This is a genomic window from Bosea sp. ANAM02, assembly GCF_011764485.1.
GTDB lineage: Bacteria > Pseudomonadota > Alphaproteobacteria > Rhizobiales > Beijerinckiaceae > Allobosea.
In genome coordinates this window covers 2,853,087-2,867,543 of the sequence record NZ_AP022848.1, presented here as the reverse complement: position 1 = coordinate 2,867,543, position 14,457 = coordinate 2,853,087, and the positions used below count along the sequence as shown (strand labels likewise).

At 66.3% G+C, this 14,457-nt stretch carries 13 protein-coding genes and 1 tRNA gene; 3 read left to right on the top strand and 11 right to left on the bottom strand.

The window, feature by feature from the left end:
* Positions 1–24: 24 nt before the first annotated feature.
* The gene (locus OCUBac02_RS13815) at positions 25–459 is read right to left on the bottom strand and encodes a MarR family winged helix-turn-helix transcriptional regulator (RefSeq protein ID WP_047576843.1); all 435 of its coding nucleotides are present in this window, start codon (positions 457–459) and stop codon (positions 25–27) included.
* Between the two features lie 106 nt (positions 460–565).
* On the opposite strand from OCUBac02_RS13815, the gene hmgA reads away from it, so the two are divergent.
* Positions 566–1,918, top strand: a complete 1,353-nt coding sequence (gene hmgA / locus OCUBac02_RS13810; RefSeq protein ID WP_173046353.1) for a homogentisate 1,2-dioxygenase — start codon at positions 566–568, stop codon at positions 1,916–1,918.
* Between the two features lie 264 nt (positions 1,919–2,182).
* Here the strand turns inward: hmgA and OCUBac02_RS13805 are convergent, their stop codons facing one another.
* The 8 genes from OCUBac02_RS13805 to OCUBac02_RS13770 form a co-directional block, all read right to left on the bottom strand.
* A complete protein-coding gene (locus tag OCUBac02_RS13805) occupies positions 2,183–2,986 on the bottom strand; it encodes an MBL fold metallo-hydrolase (protein ID WP_173046351.1) in 804 nt (267 codons plus the stop codon).
* A gap of 9 nt (positions 2,987–2,995) precedes the next feature.
* On the bottom strand, positions 2,996–3,796 hold the full coding sequence (locus OCUBac02_RS13800; RefSeq protein ID WP_173046349.1) for a TatD family hydrolase: 801 nt from the start codon (positions 3,794–3,796) through the stop codon (positions 2,996–2,998).
* Positions 3,797–4,001: 205 nt separating this feature from the next.
* On the bottom strand, positions 4,002–5,561 hold the full coding sequence (gene metG / locus OCUBac02_RS13795; RefSeq protein ID WP_173046347.1) for a methionine--tRNA ligase: 1,560 nt from the start codon (positions 5,559–5,561) through the stop codon (positions 4,002–4,004).
* Positions 5,562–5,582: 21 nt separating this feature from the next.
* Positions 5,583–6,653: a DNA polymerase III subunit delta' gene (locus OCUBac02_RS13790; protein WP_173046345.1), complete on the bottom strand. Its 1,071-nt coding sequence runs from the start codon at positions 6,651–6,653 to the stop codon at positions 5,583–5,585.
* 99 nt (positions 6,654–6,752) lie between these two features.
* Positions 6,753–7,406, bottom strand: coding sequence for a dTMP kinase (gene tmk, locus OCUBac02_RS13785; RefSeq protein WP_173046343.1), 654 nt, complete (start codon positions 7,404–7,406; stop codon positions 6,753–6,755).
* Positions 7,407–7,415: 9 nt separating this feature from the next.
* On the bottom strand, positions 7,416–8,639 hold the full coding sequence (locus OCUBac02_RS13780) for a D-alanyl-D-alanine carboxypeptidase family protein (protein ID WP_173046341.1): 1,224 nt from the start codon (positions 8,637–8,639) through the stop codon (positions 7,416–7,418).
* A gap of 45 nt (positions 8,640–8,684) precedes the next feature.
* Positions 8,685–9,827 carry a septal ring lytic transglycosylase RlpA family protein gene (locus OCUBac02_RS27510; protein ID WP_280528815.1) on the bottom strand — a complete coding sequence of 381 codons (1,143 nt, stop codon included), beginning with the start codon at positions 9,825–9,827 and terminating at the stop codon, positions 8,685–8,687.
* A gap of 299 nt (positions 9,828–10,126) precedes the next feature.
* A tRNA-Ser gene (locus OCUBac02_RS13770) sits at positions 10,127–10,216 on the bottom strand.
* Between the two features lie 235 nt (positions 10,217–10,451).
* Between OCUBac02_RS13770 and OCUBac02_RS13765 the strand changes: the two genes are divergently transcribed.
* The gene (locus tag OCUBac02_RS13765; RefSeq protein WP_173046339.1) at positions 10,452–12,239 is read left to right on the top strand and encodes a peptide ABC transporter substrate-binding protein; all 1,788 of its coding nucleotides are present in this window, start codon (positions 10,452–10,454) and stop codon (positions 12,237–12,239) included.
* Between the two features lie 220 nt (positions 12,240–12,459).
* The gene (locus OCUBac02_RS13760) at positions 12,460–13,434 is read left to right on the top strand and encodes a Bug family tripartite tricarboxylate transporter substrate binding protein (protein WP_173046337.1); all 975 of its coding nucleotides are present in this window, start codon (positions 12,460–12,462) and stop codon (positions 13,432–13,434) included.
* A gap of 19 nt (positions 13,435–13,453) precedes the next feature.
* On the opposite strand, the gene OCUBac02_RS13755 is transcribed toward OCUBac02_RS13760, so the two are convergent.
* Both OCUBac02_RS13755 and arfB read right to left on the bottom strand, forming a co-directional pair.
* Entirely contained in the window at positions 13,454–14,014 is a 561-nt protein-coding gene (locus OCUBac02_RS13755; RefSeq protein ID WP_173046335.1) for a regulatory protein RecX, read from the bottom strand.
* A 1-nt stretch (position 14,015) separates the two neighbouring features.
* Positions 14,016–14,435: an alternative ribosome rescue aminoacyl-tRNA hydrolase ArfB gene (arfB, locus tag OCUBac02_RS13750; protein ID WP_173046333.1), complete on the bottom strand. Its 420-nt coding sequence runs from the start codon at positions 14,433–14,435 to the stop codon at positions 14,016–14,018.
* Positions 14,436–14,457 lie beyond the last annotated feature (22 nt).

Sequence of the window (14,457 nt, the reverse complement as noted above, 5' to 3'; positions counted from 1 at the left end):
CCCAGCGCGTGGGACGCGAGGCACTCAATCGACAGGAAAGCGTTCTTCCATCAGTGAAAGCGCCCGGAGCAAGGATTCGGCATGGGGGCCGAGCGCGGCGAGGATGCCCGCTTCGAAGGCCAGTGCGCGCGGCACGATCTCGCCATAGGCCTGCAGGCCGGGCGCCGTCAGCGACAGGCTTTCCTCGCGCCGGTCCAGCTCGCTCTCGCGGCGGGTCAGCCAGCGCCGCTCCTCCAGCGCCCGCACGGCGCGGCTGACCTTGGTCTTGTGCATCGAGGAATGCCTGCCGATAGCCTTGGCCGTCATCGTGCCGAACTGGGCGAGGGTGGCCAGCACCCGCCATTCCGGCACGGTCAGATCGTGATGCGGCCCGTAGACCGCGCGGAACTGCTGCGAGACCGCAGAGCTCAGGCGGTTCAGGCGATAGGGCAGGAAATGCTCGAGCGCGAGTTTCGACATGCCTTGTTAGTTACAAAATCGACAGTTACCAAAGCAACCATCTCGAACAAGAGCCCGCACAGGGCATGCCGCAGGCCCAAGGCCGTCGCGAGGAGAGGGCGCCACCATGAACGTTCAGAACCCCGCCCATGCCGGTGCCGCCAGGGCCGAAAGCGCCATCGCGACGGGCTACATGTCCGGCTTCGGCAACGGCTTCGAGACCGAGGCGTTGCCGGGCGCCCTGCCGCTCGGGCGCAACTCGCCGCAGAAATGCGCTTATGGGCTCTATGCCGAGCAGCTCTCCGGCTCGCCCTTCACGGCGCCGCGCACCACCAACGAGCGCTCCTGGCTCTACCGCATCCGCCCGACGGTGGCGCATTGGAACGCATTCCGAAAGGTCGATGCCGGGTTCTGGCGCACGGCGCCGGCCCGTGAGGTCGACATGCCGATCGCGCCGCTGCGCTGGAGCCCGATCCCGATCCCGTCGGAGCCGATCTCCTTCGTCGAGGGCATCCGCAGCATGAGCACCGCCGGCGATGCCGGCAGCCAGGGCGGCATGGGCGCGCATGTCTACCTGATCACGCGCTCGATGGTGGACGAGTATTTCTACAATGCCGATGGCGAGATGCTGTTCGTGCCGCAGCAGGGCGATCTCAGGCTCTGGACCGAGTTCGGCGTCATCGATATCGAGCCCGGCGAGATCGCCGTGATCCCGCGCGGCGTGAAGATCCGCGTCGAGCTCAGGGACGGGCCGGCGAGGGGCTATATCTGCGAGAACTATGGCGGTGCCTTCACCTTGCCGGAGCGCGGGCCGATCGGTGCCAACTGCCTGGCCAATCCGCGCGATTTCCTGACGCCGGTCGCAGCCTACGAGGATCGCGACGCCCCCTCGAAGATGTATGTGAAATGGGGCGGCAATCTCTGGGCGGCCGATATCGAGCATTCGCCGCTCGACGTCGTCGCCTGGCACGGCAACTACGCCCCGTACAAATATGATCTCAGGCGCTTTTCGCCGGTCGGGCCGATCCTCTACGACCATGCCGACCCGTCGATCTTCACGGTGCTGACCTCGCCCTCGGAGACGCCCGGCACCGCCAATATCGACTTCGTCATCTTCTCGGATCGCTGGCTGGTGGCCGAAAACACCTTCCGGCCGCCCTGGTACCACATGAACGTGATGAGCGAGTTCATGGGGCTGGTCTACGGCGTCTACGACGCCAAGACCGGCGGCGGGTTCGTGCCGGGCGGCATCTCGCTGCACAACACCATGCTGCCGCACGGACCGGACGTCGACGCCTTCGAGAAGGCGAGCAATGTCGAGCTGAAGCCGCACAAGCTGGAGGGCACGCTGGCCTTCATGTTCGAGACGCGCTTCCCGCAACAGGTCACGGCCTTCGCCGCCGGCTCGGACTCGCTCCAGCGCGACTATGGCGGCTACGGCCATAAGCTGACCAAGCATTTCGATCCGAACAGGCCTTGAGAGGTAGCCGACGCTTCCCGGAAAGGGCGTCATCCCGGACAAGCTGCACAGCAGCGCCGATCCGGGAACCATCATAGAGCTCCGGAGCCTTACGATGGATCCCGGGTCAAGCCCGGGATGACGGCATGGTTCCGAGAGAGCTCTGCTCGATTTCAGACGCCGGTCGTCAGGTCGGAAGAGGGCTGAAATCCGCCTAGCCTTGATTCGCATAAGGTATATTATGGAACTTATTCTGATGCAGATACCGCCTGAAATGCTGGGTATTCACGCCGGAACCGAGATCGTCATCCCATCGAATGCCACTTCGGCAATGCCCTCCAAGCGTTTGCTCAGGCTGGCATAATCCAGATCGACATGGAGATTGGTCAGGATCGCGCGGCGCGGCTTCAGGTTCTCGATCGCTTCCAGCGAGTGCGACAGATGGAAATGGCTCGGATGCGGCGTCTCGCGCAGGCAGTCGAGGATCAGCACGTCGAGATCGGCCATGGCCTCCATTGCGGCCGGCGGGATCAGGCTGACATCCGGCAGGTAGCCGAGATCGCCGAAGCGGAAGCCCAGCGCCTCGTAGTTCGGCCCGTGCTCGACCCGGAACGGCAAGGCCGTGATCGGCCCGCCGGCACCATCGATGGTCTGCGGCCGGCCGGCGCTGATCTCGTCGAGGTCGAGGATCGGCGGATAATGGCTCCCGGGCGGCGTCTCGAAGAGATAGCCGAAGCGCGAGCGCAATGACGCCTCGGTCGGCTTGTCGGCGTAGATGCGGATGCGTTGCTGCATATGCAGGACGAGCGCGCGCAGGTCGTCGATGCCATGGGTGTGGTCGGCATGGTCATGCGTCAGCAGCACGCCGTCGAGCGCCGGCACCTCGGCTGACAAAAGCTGCTCGCGCAGGTCCGGCGAGGTGTCGACCAGGGCTCGTGTCATTCCGTCCGGGCCCATGCGCTCGATCAGGATCGAGCAGCGGCGGCGCCGATTCTTCGGCTCGGCGGGGTCGCAAGCGCCCCAGCCGGAACCCGGTCGCGGCACGCCGCCGGAGGATCCGCAGCCGAGGATGGTGACGGTGAGCGTCATGGCGCGGGGTCAGGCCACCTGCGCGACCGGCGCGGCATGATCCATCTTCCAGTAGCAGCGCCGCGCATTCTCGGTCGTGATCTTGGCGATCTCGTCGAAGGAGACGCCGATCGTCTCGCCGAGAACTTTCGCGGTTTCAACGACATAAGCCGGCTGATTGCGCTTGCCTCTGAAGGGAACGGGCGCAAGGTAAGGCGCATCCGTCTCGACCAGCAGGCGCTCGCGCGGGACCATCCGGGCGATCCGGCGCAGGTTTTCCGAGGTCTTGAAGGTCAGGATGCCCGAGAAGGAAACGTAGAGCCCGAGCTCGACGCCGGTCATCGCCAGCGCTTCGCCGGCGGTGAAGCAATGCAGGATGGCGGGGAAGGCGCCCTTCCCCATCTCCTCGCGCAGGATCGCGATCATGTCGTCATCCGCCTCGCGGGAGTGGATGACGAGCGGCAACTGCGTGATCCGCGCCGCGGCGATATGGGTTCGGAGCCCCTGCGCCTGCGCGGCGCGCGGGCTGGAATCATAGTGGTAGTCGAGCCCGGCCTCGCCGATGGCGACGCAGCGCGGATGTCGCGACAGCTCCACAAGGCGCTCGGCCGTGACGTCGAGCTCCTCATGGGCGTTGTGCGGATGCGTGCCGACCGAGAACCACACCGACGGAAAGCGCTCCGCCAGCGCGGCGTACTCGGCATGGCGCGCGACACGCGTCGAGATCGTCACCATCCGCTCGACGCCGGCTTCCTCGGCGCGCGCGACATAGGCCGGCAAATCCTCGGCGAAGTCCGGGTAGTCGAGATGGCAATGCGTATCGATCAGCATCACAAGACCTTAGGCACTGTTGACATGTGATCACAGCGGGTTCGAGCACCACCCTTGTCATTCCGGCGCGCGCCACAGGCGCGAACCCGGAATCCACGACTGGGTGAGACAATCCGAACCGCCCTCCAAGCCGCTTACCCAGTCGTGGGTTTCGGGTTCTTCGCTTCGCGAAGCCCCGGAATGACAGGCGATAGTCGCAATTGCTCTAAGCTGCCTGGCCGTCCTCGGGTTCGACATAGCGCGGGAAGATCGCGCTCGGCGCCGGCAAGCCCATGCCGCTGACGAGGCGATGCTCCGCGCCGAGCGAAGCGAAGCTGCGGGCGTCAGGCGCGACGCCCAGCAGGTCGAGCAGCTTGCCCGCGGCCACCGGCATCACCGGCTGCACCAGGATCGCGACCTCGCGCAGCACTTCGATCGTGACATAAAGGATGGTGTCACGGCGGGCCGGATCCGTCTTGGTCAGGCGCCAGGGCTCGTTATTGGCGAAATAGCGGTTCGCCTCGGCGACGAGGGCCCAGAGATCGGCCAGCACGGTGTGAAGGGCGAAATCCTTCATCGCCTCGCGCGCCTTTGCGAGCGCCCCGTCGGCCATGGCGAGCATGGCTTCGTCGGCCTCGTTCAGCGTCCCGCGCGGCGGCACCCTGCCCTCGCAGTTCTTGGCGATCATCGACAGCGAGCGCTGCGCCAGATTGCCGAGGTCGTTGGCGAGATCGGCATTGATGCGCCCGACGATCGCGTCGTGGCTGTAATTGCCGTCCTGGCCGAAGGATACCTCGCGCAGGAAGAAATAGCGCAGCTGGTCGACGCCATAGGTCTCGGCGAGGTCGAACGGGTCGACCACGTTGCCGAGCGACTTGGACATCTTCGTGCCCTTGTTCAGCAGGAAGCCGTGGCCGAAGACGCGCTTCGGCAGCGGCAGCCCCGCCGACATCAGGAAGGCCGGCCAGTAGACCGCGTGGAAGCGCACGATGTCCTTGCCGATGATATGGACATCGGCCGGCCAGTAATGCGCCCGCGGGCTTTCCGGATCGGGAAAGCCCGTCCCGGTGACGTAGTTGTTGAGCGCGTCGACCCAGACATACATGACATGCTTCGGGTCGCCCGGCACGGGCAGGCCCCAGTCGAAGGTCGTGCGGCTGATCGAGAGATCCTCGAGCCCGCTCTTCACGAAGGAGACGACCTCGTTCCTGCGCGTCTCCGGCGAGATGAAGTCCGGCACGTCCTCGTAGAGCTGCAGGAGCCGGTCCTGATAGGATTTGAGGCGGAAGAAATAGCTCTCCTCCTCGACCCACTCGACCGGGGTGCCTTGCCCGCCCAGGCGCGTACCGTCGGGCTGGATGGTGGTCTCCTCCTCGCCGTAGAAGGCCTCGTCGCGCACCGAGTACCAGCCGGAATACTTGGCGAGATAGATGTCGCCATTAGCCTCCATCCGCCGCCAGAGCTCGTCTGTCGAGATCTTGTGGTCGGCATCGGTGGTGCGGATGAACCGGTCGAAGGAGCAGCCGAGACGCTGCTCCATCTCCTCGAAGCGCGCCGCGATCCTGTCGACGAACTCCTTCGGCGAGAGGCCGTTCTGAGCCGCCGTGCGCTGCACCTTCTGGCCGTGCTCGTCGGTGCCCGTCATGGCGAAGACGTCGTAGCCGTCGAGCCGCTTGAAGCGCGCGATCGCGTCCGACGCCACCATCTCATAGGCGTGGCCGATATGCGGCGGCCCGTTGGTGTAATGGATCGCGGTCGTCAGATAGAATTTCGGGGCCGTGGCCATCGTCTGTCCGAAAGCTTCGCTTCACGCTGCGCGCGAGCGGGACACCGCAGCCGACAGATCATGAAACAGGGTCATCACGAGAGGGCGGCGGTCGAGATTATAGGTCTCGACCTCGCGCGCCTGCTGTCCAAGCTTTTCCCATACCTCCGCCAGCGGTGCAAGGCGCGCCGGTTGCGCCGCAGCATGGGCGTGCAGATGGTCGGAGATCCAGCCCTGCACGGTCTCGATCATCACCGCGAAATCGCGCTCGCCCGCCTTGCCGGCGACATCCTCGGCCAGCGCCATCAAGGCGGTGAGGTCGACCTGCGGCAGGGCATCGAGCCGCGCCCTCACCGCCTCGACCAGCGCCAGCGTCTCGGGATCGACATAGGTCAGCGCACGCCGCACCGAGCCTTCGGACAGGCTCGCGGCCCGGCGCAGCGCCGAACCGTCGAAAGGCATCTCCATGCGCTCCAGCGCCAGCCGGCCGGCGTCCGCGACATCGGCCTCGGCCAGCGGGTCGAAGGTCAATAGCCGGCAGCGCGAGCGGATCGTCGGCAGCATCCGCCCCGGCGCATGGGCGACGATCAGGAACAGCGCCCGCGGCGGCGGCTCCTCCAGCAGCTTGAGCAGGGCATTGGCGGCCGAGCGCTCCATGTCCTCGGCCGAGTCGACGATGCAGACGCGCCAGCCGCCTTCGGCCGCGCTCGCGCCGAAGCGATCGATCACGCGCCGGATCGAATCGACCGGGATGTTGCTGGTGTAGCTCTTGCCGTCCGGCTTCGGGATCCGGCGCAACACGTGCAGGTCGGGATGGGATTGCGCCATCACCCGCCGCGTCGCGGGGTCGTTCTCGGGCATTGCGAGATCGGCGCTGCGGGCCGCCCGCGTTTGGGGATCGCCCGCCGCGAGCAGGAAGCGCGCCGCGCGATAGGCGAAGCTCGCCTTGCCGATGCCCTCGGGCCCACCCAGCAGCCAGGCATGGTGCATGCGTCCCGAAGCCAGCGCGTCGAGGAAGGCCCGTTCGCGCGCGGCATGGCCGACGAGAGCCAGCGTCTCGCGGGGATGCGGCGCATTCGGCAGCCGGTCGGGTTCGTCGCTGGTCGCTCGCATCAGGTGTCCGGGTCTATGGCATCGGACCGAAAAACGGGATCCACTTTTCGGACAAATCCGATGCGATAACAATGTGATAGATCATCGTTATCGCGTCCGTCAGGACGCGCGATGATCCAGGGGCAGGCGCTCGCGCAGGATATGCCATGCCGCGTCGGCAAGCGCCTCGGGAGGCAGTGTCGCATCGAGCACGGCGCAGCGCTGCGGTTCGGCACTCGCGATATCCAGATAGGCTTGGCGCAGATTGCGGTGAAAGGCCAGCGTTTCGCCCTCGAAGCGGTCAACCGCCTCGCCAGGCTGGCGCCGTTTGGCGGCGCGGGCCAGGCCGATCTCGGGATCGAGGTCGAGGATCAGCGTCAGGTCCGGCATCAGCCCGGAGATCGTCACCGCTTCCAGTTCGGCCAGCACGGCCTTGTCGAGCTTGCCGAGCACGCCCTGATAGACCCGTGTCGAATCGATGAAGCGGTCGCAGATCACCCACTCGCCGCGCGAGAGCGCCGGGCGGATCAGGCTGTCGATATGATCGATCCGCGCCGCCGAAAACATCAATGCCTCGGCGAAGGGGCCGTAGTCGCGCGCCTGCCCCGCCAGGATCATCTCGCGGATGGCTTCCGCCTTGGGCGAGCCGCCGGGCTCGCGCGTCGTCCGCGGCTCGAGGCCGGCCGCAGCGAGACGCTCGCTCAGCGCGCGCGCCAGCGTCGACTTGCCGGCGCCCTCCCCGCCTTCGAGCGTGATGAAACGTCCCCTGCTCACCCGACCTGCTCAGCTCCGGCTCAGCGCCTTGCGAACCCAGCCTGTCGTGGCTTCGAACAGCGCATCGAGCACCCGGCTCTGCAAGGTGCCCGCCTGCACGCTCTCGGCCGCGTAAAGCGGAATGTCCAGCGTCTTGATGTCGCCGCGCGTCACCACCAGCCGCGCCACCTCCGCGCCCTCCTGGACGGGAACGCTGAGCGGGCCGCGATAGATGATCCGCGCCGCCAGCCGCTCGCTGCCGCCGCGCGGCAGAAGCAGGCTCACGGCGGCTTTGCTGCGGAGCGCGACGCGGCCCTTCTCGCCGCCATAGACGCTGGCCTCGCCCACCGTCTCGCCGGCAGCGAAGAGCTGGCGGCGCTCGAAGGCGCGAAAGCCCCATTCCAGCAGCTTGCGCGCTTCATTCGCCCGGTCCCGGCCGGTCTTCAGGCCGTTGACCACGACGATCAGCCGCTGGTCGTTCTGCACGGCGGAGCCGACGAGGCCGAAGCCGGACTCGTCGAGATTGCCGGTCTTCAGCCCGTCCGCTCCGATATCCATCGCCAGGAGCGGATTGCGGTTCTGCTGGCGGATCTTGTTCCAGGTGAACTCGCGCTGGCCGAAAATCCTGTACAGCTCGGGATAGGTCTTGATGATGTGGTCGGCCAGCAGCGCGAGCTCGCGCGCCGTCACCCGCTGCTGCGGATCGGGCATGCCGGTCGCGTTGCGGAAGACGGATTTGGTCAGGCCGATGCCCCTCACCCGTTCGGTCATGATCCGGGCGAAGGTCGCCTCGTCGCCGGCAATGGCCTCGGCCAGGGCGATCGCGGCATCGTTGCCGGACTGCACGATGATGCCCTGCAGGATATCGGAGAGCTTGATCCGGCTGTTGAGGACGGCGAACATCGCCGAGCCGCCCGACGGGCCGCCGCCCTTGCGCCAGGCGTTCTCGGAAATGCCGATCTCGCTGTCGAGCGTCAGCCGGCCCGCATTGAGGTCCTGGAAGGCGACGAGCACGGTCGCGAGCTTGGCCATGCTCGCCGGAACCATCGGTTCGTCGGCCGCCTTTTCATAAAGCACCGCCCCGGTATCCGAATCCATGAGGACGGCGAAAGGCGCCTGGGACTGGAAATTCTGGGCCAAGGCCGGCGGGCCGAGGACGATGAGCCCGAGCAGGAGTGCGAGGACCGCAACCAGCCGGCCGCTGGCCGCCCGTGGCGGCACCGCACGTAGTCGCTGATGGCAAAAGGCGCTCATGCCTCGATGTGAAGCAGAGCGCCCACCATCAGGTCAAGCTTGAGATCAGTTCCGCGCCAGCGGCTGCAGGGTCTGCGGCGCGAGCTTGTTGAGCGGATGGTTCTTCGAGAAGCGCTCGCTCGCAGCTTTCTCCGGCGCCGCGAACAGGCTCGCGACACTGGCGCGTGTCGGTGGCAGGGTCGTGCGCAGCGTCGCGGGAACAACGACGGGCCTTGCGGCGTTGGCGATGGTGTCGAGGTCGAACGGCCGGTTCGGCGGTAGCGGCGCAGCGCGCATGGACGGGGCGTCGACAGGGGTCGAGACGGCCGAGGCCAAGGTCGCGACGATCGGCGTCGATGGCGTGATCGTCCGCGACTGCGGCGGGGCATAGGCCTGCACGACCGGAGGCGAGGATACCGGCTCTGGCTCGGCTGGCTGCGGGGCGTCGATATCGACGCTGCGCGTGCGGGTCGTGGCCACGGGTTCGGAGCTGGCGACCATCGTGCGCGCGCTCGTTCCTGGAATCGGCGCAGGCGAGCCGTCGGTGCGCAGCGTGGCGAGCAGGAGCTTGTCGTCCGATCCGGCGAGCGAGGCCTGGCCGAGATATTCCATTTTAATCCGCGCCGTGCCGAGATGTCGGAAGGCGAGCGCATCGGCCGTCGACTGCGACAGGTCCATCATGCGGCCGCCATGGAAGGGGCCACGATCATTGACGCGCACGATGATAGAACGGCTGTTCATCAGGTTTGTGACGCGGGCATAGGCCGGCAGCGGCATGGTCGGATGCGCGGCCGAAATGCTGTGACGATCGTAGATCTCGCCGTTGGCGGTGCGGCGGCCGTGGAAGGCTTCGCCATACCAGGACGCGGTACCGACCTGCGTGAAGCCGACCGGCTTCTCGAACGGGGTATAGCGCTTGCCGGCGACGGAATAGGCCTTGCCGACGAGCTGGCGCCCGCCGCCTTTCGGCACGGCTTCACCCTCAGCCACGACGCGCTGGCTGGCGGGGCCGTATTTCGACTGCGGGAAAGCACCGATTTCCTTGGAACGGCGTCCGGCGGTCTGGTTGCCCGCGCAGTTGGCCGCAAACAGGCCGACGAGTATCACGCAGCCCATGCGCGCAAGGGTCGGCGTGGAAGAAGACGCTGGCATCGGCCCGGACATCGCGGAATGGGTCCCCTTGGCCGAAAAGCGAGCGTCGTGAGTCATTCCGCCAATTCCGCTTCTGCGCCAAAAACATTCTGTCGGCTCGCCGCCATAGGCAAGCGAAGCCGAGTTTTCGGCCAATTCCATTAAGGGATCGTTAAGCCGCTAAAATCCGCTCGAAAGCGGACCACTGAACAGTCCATCCCTGCGCCCTTGGGCGGCCACAGGAGCATTCGAAATGCGGCGCGTGTCAACGCCGGGATATGAGCAGTCGCCATTTTTCTGTGCAGCGTGGCCGCCAGGACACGGTCGAGATTCTGTCCGAGCCGCAGGTGATGTGAACTGGCGTGAGATCAAACAGATGGCGGAAGGGGTGGGATTCGAACCCACGGTGGGCTTGCACCCACGGCGGTTTTCAAGACCGCTGCCTTAAACCACTCGGCCACCCTTCCGGTGCGCGTTCATTGCCGGGCGAAGAGCCGATTTGCAAGCGGAAGATGATGGAGGCGCGCCCTATCCGAACAGCGCCCGCGGCAGGGGCCAGCGCGATCGAAAGCCGGCAAGGCGGAGCGATTTCCATCCATTCGGCGACTGGACGCCCGCGTCCGGCCATGCATTGCTGGCGCGCCAGCACAACACGGCATCGAATGCCGGAGGCGCACATCACTTCAAATGGTGGAGGGACCTATGAAGGAAAAGGAGATCCGTGGTCTGATCGCGGATGTGAAGGACGGCACGCTCTCGCGACGCTCCTTCATGCAGAAGATGGCGGCCGTGGGCATCACGGCGCCGATCGCGAGCCAGATCCTCGCCTGGAACGACGTCGCGATGGCCCAGCCGGCCGACCCCTACAAGCCGACCAAGGCCGGCGGCGGCGGGCCGCTCAAGATCCTGCTCTGGCAGGCTCCGACGCTGCTCAACCCGCATTTCGCCTCGGGCACCAAGGACCAGATCGCGTCCCGTGTGTTCTACGAGCCGCTCGCCGGCTGGGATGGAGAGGGCAACCTCGTCCCGCAGCTCGCGGCCGAAATTCCCAGCAAGACCAATGGCGGCCTCTCCGCCGATGGCAAGACCGTGACCTGGAAGATCAAGCAGGGCGTGAAATGGCATGACGGCAAGCCGCTGACCGCCGACGATGTCGTCTTCACCTGGGAATATGCCGCCGATCCGGCGACCGCGGCCTATACCACCGGCTCCTACGCGAATATCAAGGTCGAGAAGATCGACAGCCATACGATCAAGGTGATCTTCAAGGAAGCGACCCCGTTCTGGGCCGATCCTTTCGTCGGCGTCGCCGGCATGATCATCCCGAAGCACCATTTCGGTGACTATAAGGGAGCCAAGTCGCGCGAGGCTCCCGCGAACCTCAAGCCCGTCGGCACCGGCCCTTACAAATTCGTCGAGTTCAAGCCGGGCGACATCGTGCTCGGGGCGCGCAACGAGGACTACCACGTCAAGAACAAGCCGCAATTCGACACCCTCGAGGTCAAGGGCGGCGGCGACGCGGTCTCGGCGGCGCGTGCCGTGCTGCAGACCGGCGAATACGACTATGCCTGGAACCTCCAGGTCGAGGACGAGGTCCTCAAGCGCATGGAATCCGGCGGGCGCGGCAAAGTCGAAGCCGTGATCTCGGGCAGCGTCGAGTTCATCATCCTGAACACGACCGATCCGTGGACCGAGGTCGATGGCGAGCGCTCCAGCGTCAAGACCAAGCATCCGTCGCTCAGCGATCCGGCCGTGCGCCAGGCGATCAACCTGCTGATCGACCGCGACTCGATCGAGAAGTTCATCTATGGCCGCGGCGGCGTCGCGACCGCGAGCTTCGTCAACGAACCCAAGCAGTTCAAGTCGACCAAGCTCAAATACGAGTTCAACATCGAGAAGGCCAACAAGATCCTCGACGATGCCGGCTGGAAGAAGGGCTCGGACGGCGTCCGCGAGAAGGACGGCAAGAAGCTCAAGTATGTCTTCCAGACCTCGATCAACGCCCCGCGCCAGAAGACCCAGGCCATCATCAAGCAGGCCTGTCAACGCGCCGGCATCGAGCTCGAGCTGAAATCGGTGACGGCCTCGGTGTTCTTCTCGTCGGACGTCGCCAACCCCGACACCTACACCAAGCTGTACTGCGACATGGAGATGTACACCACGACGCAGCCGCAGCCCGATCCGGAGCGCTTCCTCAACCAGCTCGTCTCCTGGGAGATTGCGACCAAGGAGAACAAGTGGCTGGGCCGCAACGTCTCCCGCTACTCGGATCCGGAGGCCGACAAGGCCTACAAGGCCGCGCAGAAGGAACTCGATCCGGCCAAGCGCGCCGCGCTCCTGATCAAGGTCAACGAGATCTTCTGCGAGGCCAACGTCATCCTGCCGATCCTGTCGCGCACGGTCGTCGGCGCCTCCGCCAACAGCCTGACGCCCGACATCTCCGGCTGGGAGGTCACGACCTGGAACCTGGCGAGCTGGTATCGCAGCTGACCGGGGCTTGCTTCGGAGGCCGGGCTTCGCCCGGCCTCTTCCATATCTGCCCATGGCCCGGGCTGGGCCGCGGGCGTGCATCCAGGCCTTCGGGTCGCATCGGCCGTGCGCGGCATTACCTTATCCGGCGGCACGGCCAGCTTCCCTTCCTGTGTTTCCAGACCCTGCCCGCCAAGAAGGCAGGGGCCACAAGTGCCGCATCAAGGGAGAAGCATCCGCAATGACGACGAAACGAGACCTGATCCTCACGACCGCTGCCTTCGTGCTGCTGGCAGCCGCACCAGCGATGGCCGATACCTGGCCGCAACGGCCGATCACCTTCATCGTGCCCTTCCCGGCCGGCGGCGGCACCGATGCCTTCGCCCGGCCGCTCGCCGCCCAGCTCGACCAGCAGCTCGGCCAGCGCATCGTCATCGAGAATCGCGGCGGCGCCGGCGGCACGGTCGGCGCCTCGGCCGCCGCGAAGGCCAAGCCCGACGGCTACACCTTCTTCGTCGGGGCCGCGCATCACGCCATCGCGCCGGCGCTCTATCCGAAGCTCGACTACAATATCCAGACCGATTTCATCCCGATCGCGGTCATCGCCCAGCCGCCGCAGGTCATCGTCGTTCACCCGGGCAAGGTTCAGGCCAAGACCGTTGCGGAACTCGTCGATTTCGCCCGCAAGAACCCCGACAAGCTGAATTTCGCCTCTGCCGGCAACGGCACGACGCATCATCTCGCCGGCGAGCTCTTCCAGATCTCGACCAAGACCAAGCTGACCCATGTGCCCTATCGCGGCGCCGGCCCTGCCCTGCAGGACACGGTGGCCGGACAGGTCGACCTTCTGTTCGACGGCCTCGGCTCCTCGGCGGCTCAGATCCAGAGCGGCGCGCTGCGGGCGCTCGCGGTCGCGGCGCCGACCCGCTCCGAGGCCGTGCCGGACGTGCCGACCGCGAAGGAGGCCGGCTTGGAGGGCTTCGAGGTCTCGACCTGGTATGCGCTCTGGGCGCCCAAGGGCACGCCGCCCGAGATCGTGGCCCGGATGCGTGCCGAAGTTCAGAAGACCCTCAAGACACCGGCGATCGAGGCCGCCTGGAAGAAGAACGGCTCGCCGATGCCGAGCCTGACGGGCGAGGAGTTCGGCAAGTTCGTCACGGCCGAGGTCGAGCGCTGGGGCAAGGTCGTTAAGGAGGCGCAGGTCAAGCTGGAGTGAGCCCGGCAGCGCAGCAGCCTCAGGGCGCTGGCTCGGCCTCGCCGTCGATAGCGGCGCGCGCCGTCGCATAGTCGAAGCCGAGCCGGGCCAGCGCCGCGAGATCCCTCTGCCGGAATTCGGCACGTGTCTCCTGGCGCCGCCAGGGGCCGAGCCGCCGTCGCTTCGCAGCAATCCGCGCAGCGGCAAGCTCGTCCGCCGCTTCGCCGCATGCAATCTCTCCGACGAGGTCGCGCGAAATGCCCTTGGCGGAGAGCCTGGCCGCGACGGCACGCTGTGATTGGCCTCTCCGGCGCAGGGTCGACGCTCGCGCCTCGGCGAAGCGGCGATCGTCGATCAGCCCGGATGCGATGCAGCGTGCCACGACCTCGTCGAGAGTTGCCGCATGCGCTGCCGGGGTCTCGCCGTGATGGCGGCAGCTCAGGGCGATCTTGCGTGCCAGCACGCGGCGCAGTTGCGCGGCCGGCGCCGAATAGCGCTCGAGATAATGCATCGCCGCGCGCTGGAGATAGTCCGGCGTGATCCGGCGCGGAGCCCGCGCAGGGCGTGCCCCCTGCCCTCGCCTGTCGCTCTCCTCCGCCATGCTAGTCGGAAACCGGCTTCTGTCGGCCGGCCTTCACGCCGGAGCGTTTCTCCTTGGAGGCGAGTCGGCGTTCCTTCGAGGCCTTGGTCGGCTTCGTCGCGCGCCTCACCTGCGGGCGCACGGCGGCAGTCCTGATCAGTTCCAGCAGGCGCTCCACCGCCTCCTCGCGATTGCGCTTCTGGCTGCGATGCGCCTGCGCCACGATGACGATCACCCCGTCCTGCGTCAGCTTGCTGCCGGCGAGCTTCATCAGGCGGATCGCGACATCGTTCGGCAGCGACGGCGAACGACGCGCATCGAAGCGGATCTGGACGGCGCTCGACACCTTGTTGACGTGCTGCCCGCCCGGGCCGGAGGCGCGCACGAAACTTTCCTCGATCTCGCTCTCGTCGATCGCGATGGACGGGGTGGCTTGAATCATGGGAGGAGGATTATCAAAGTTT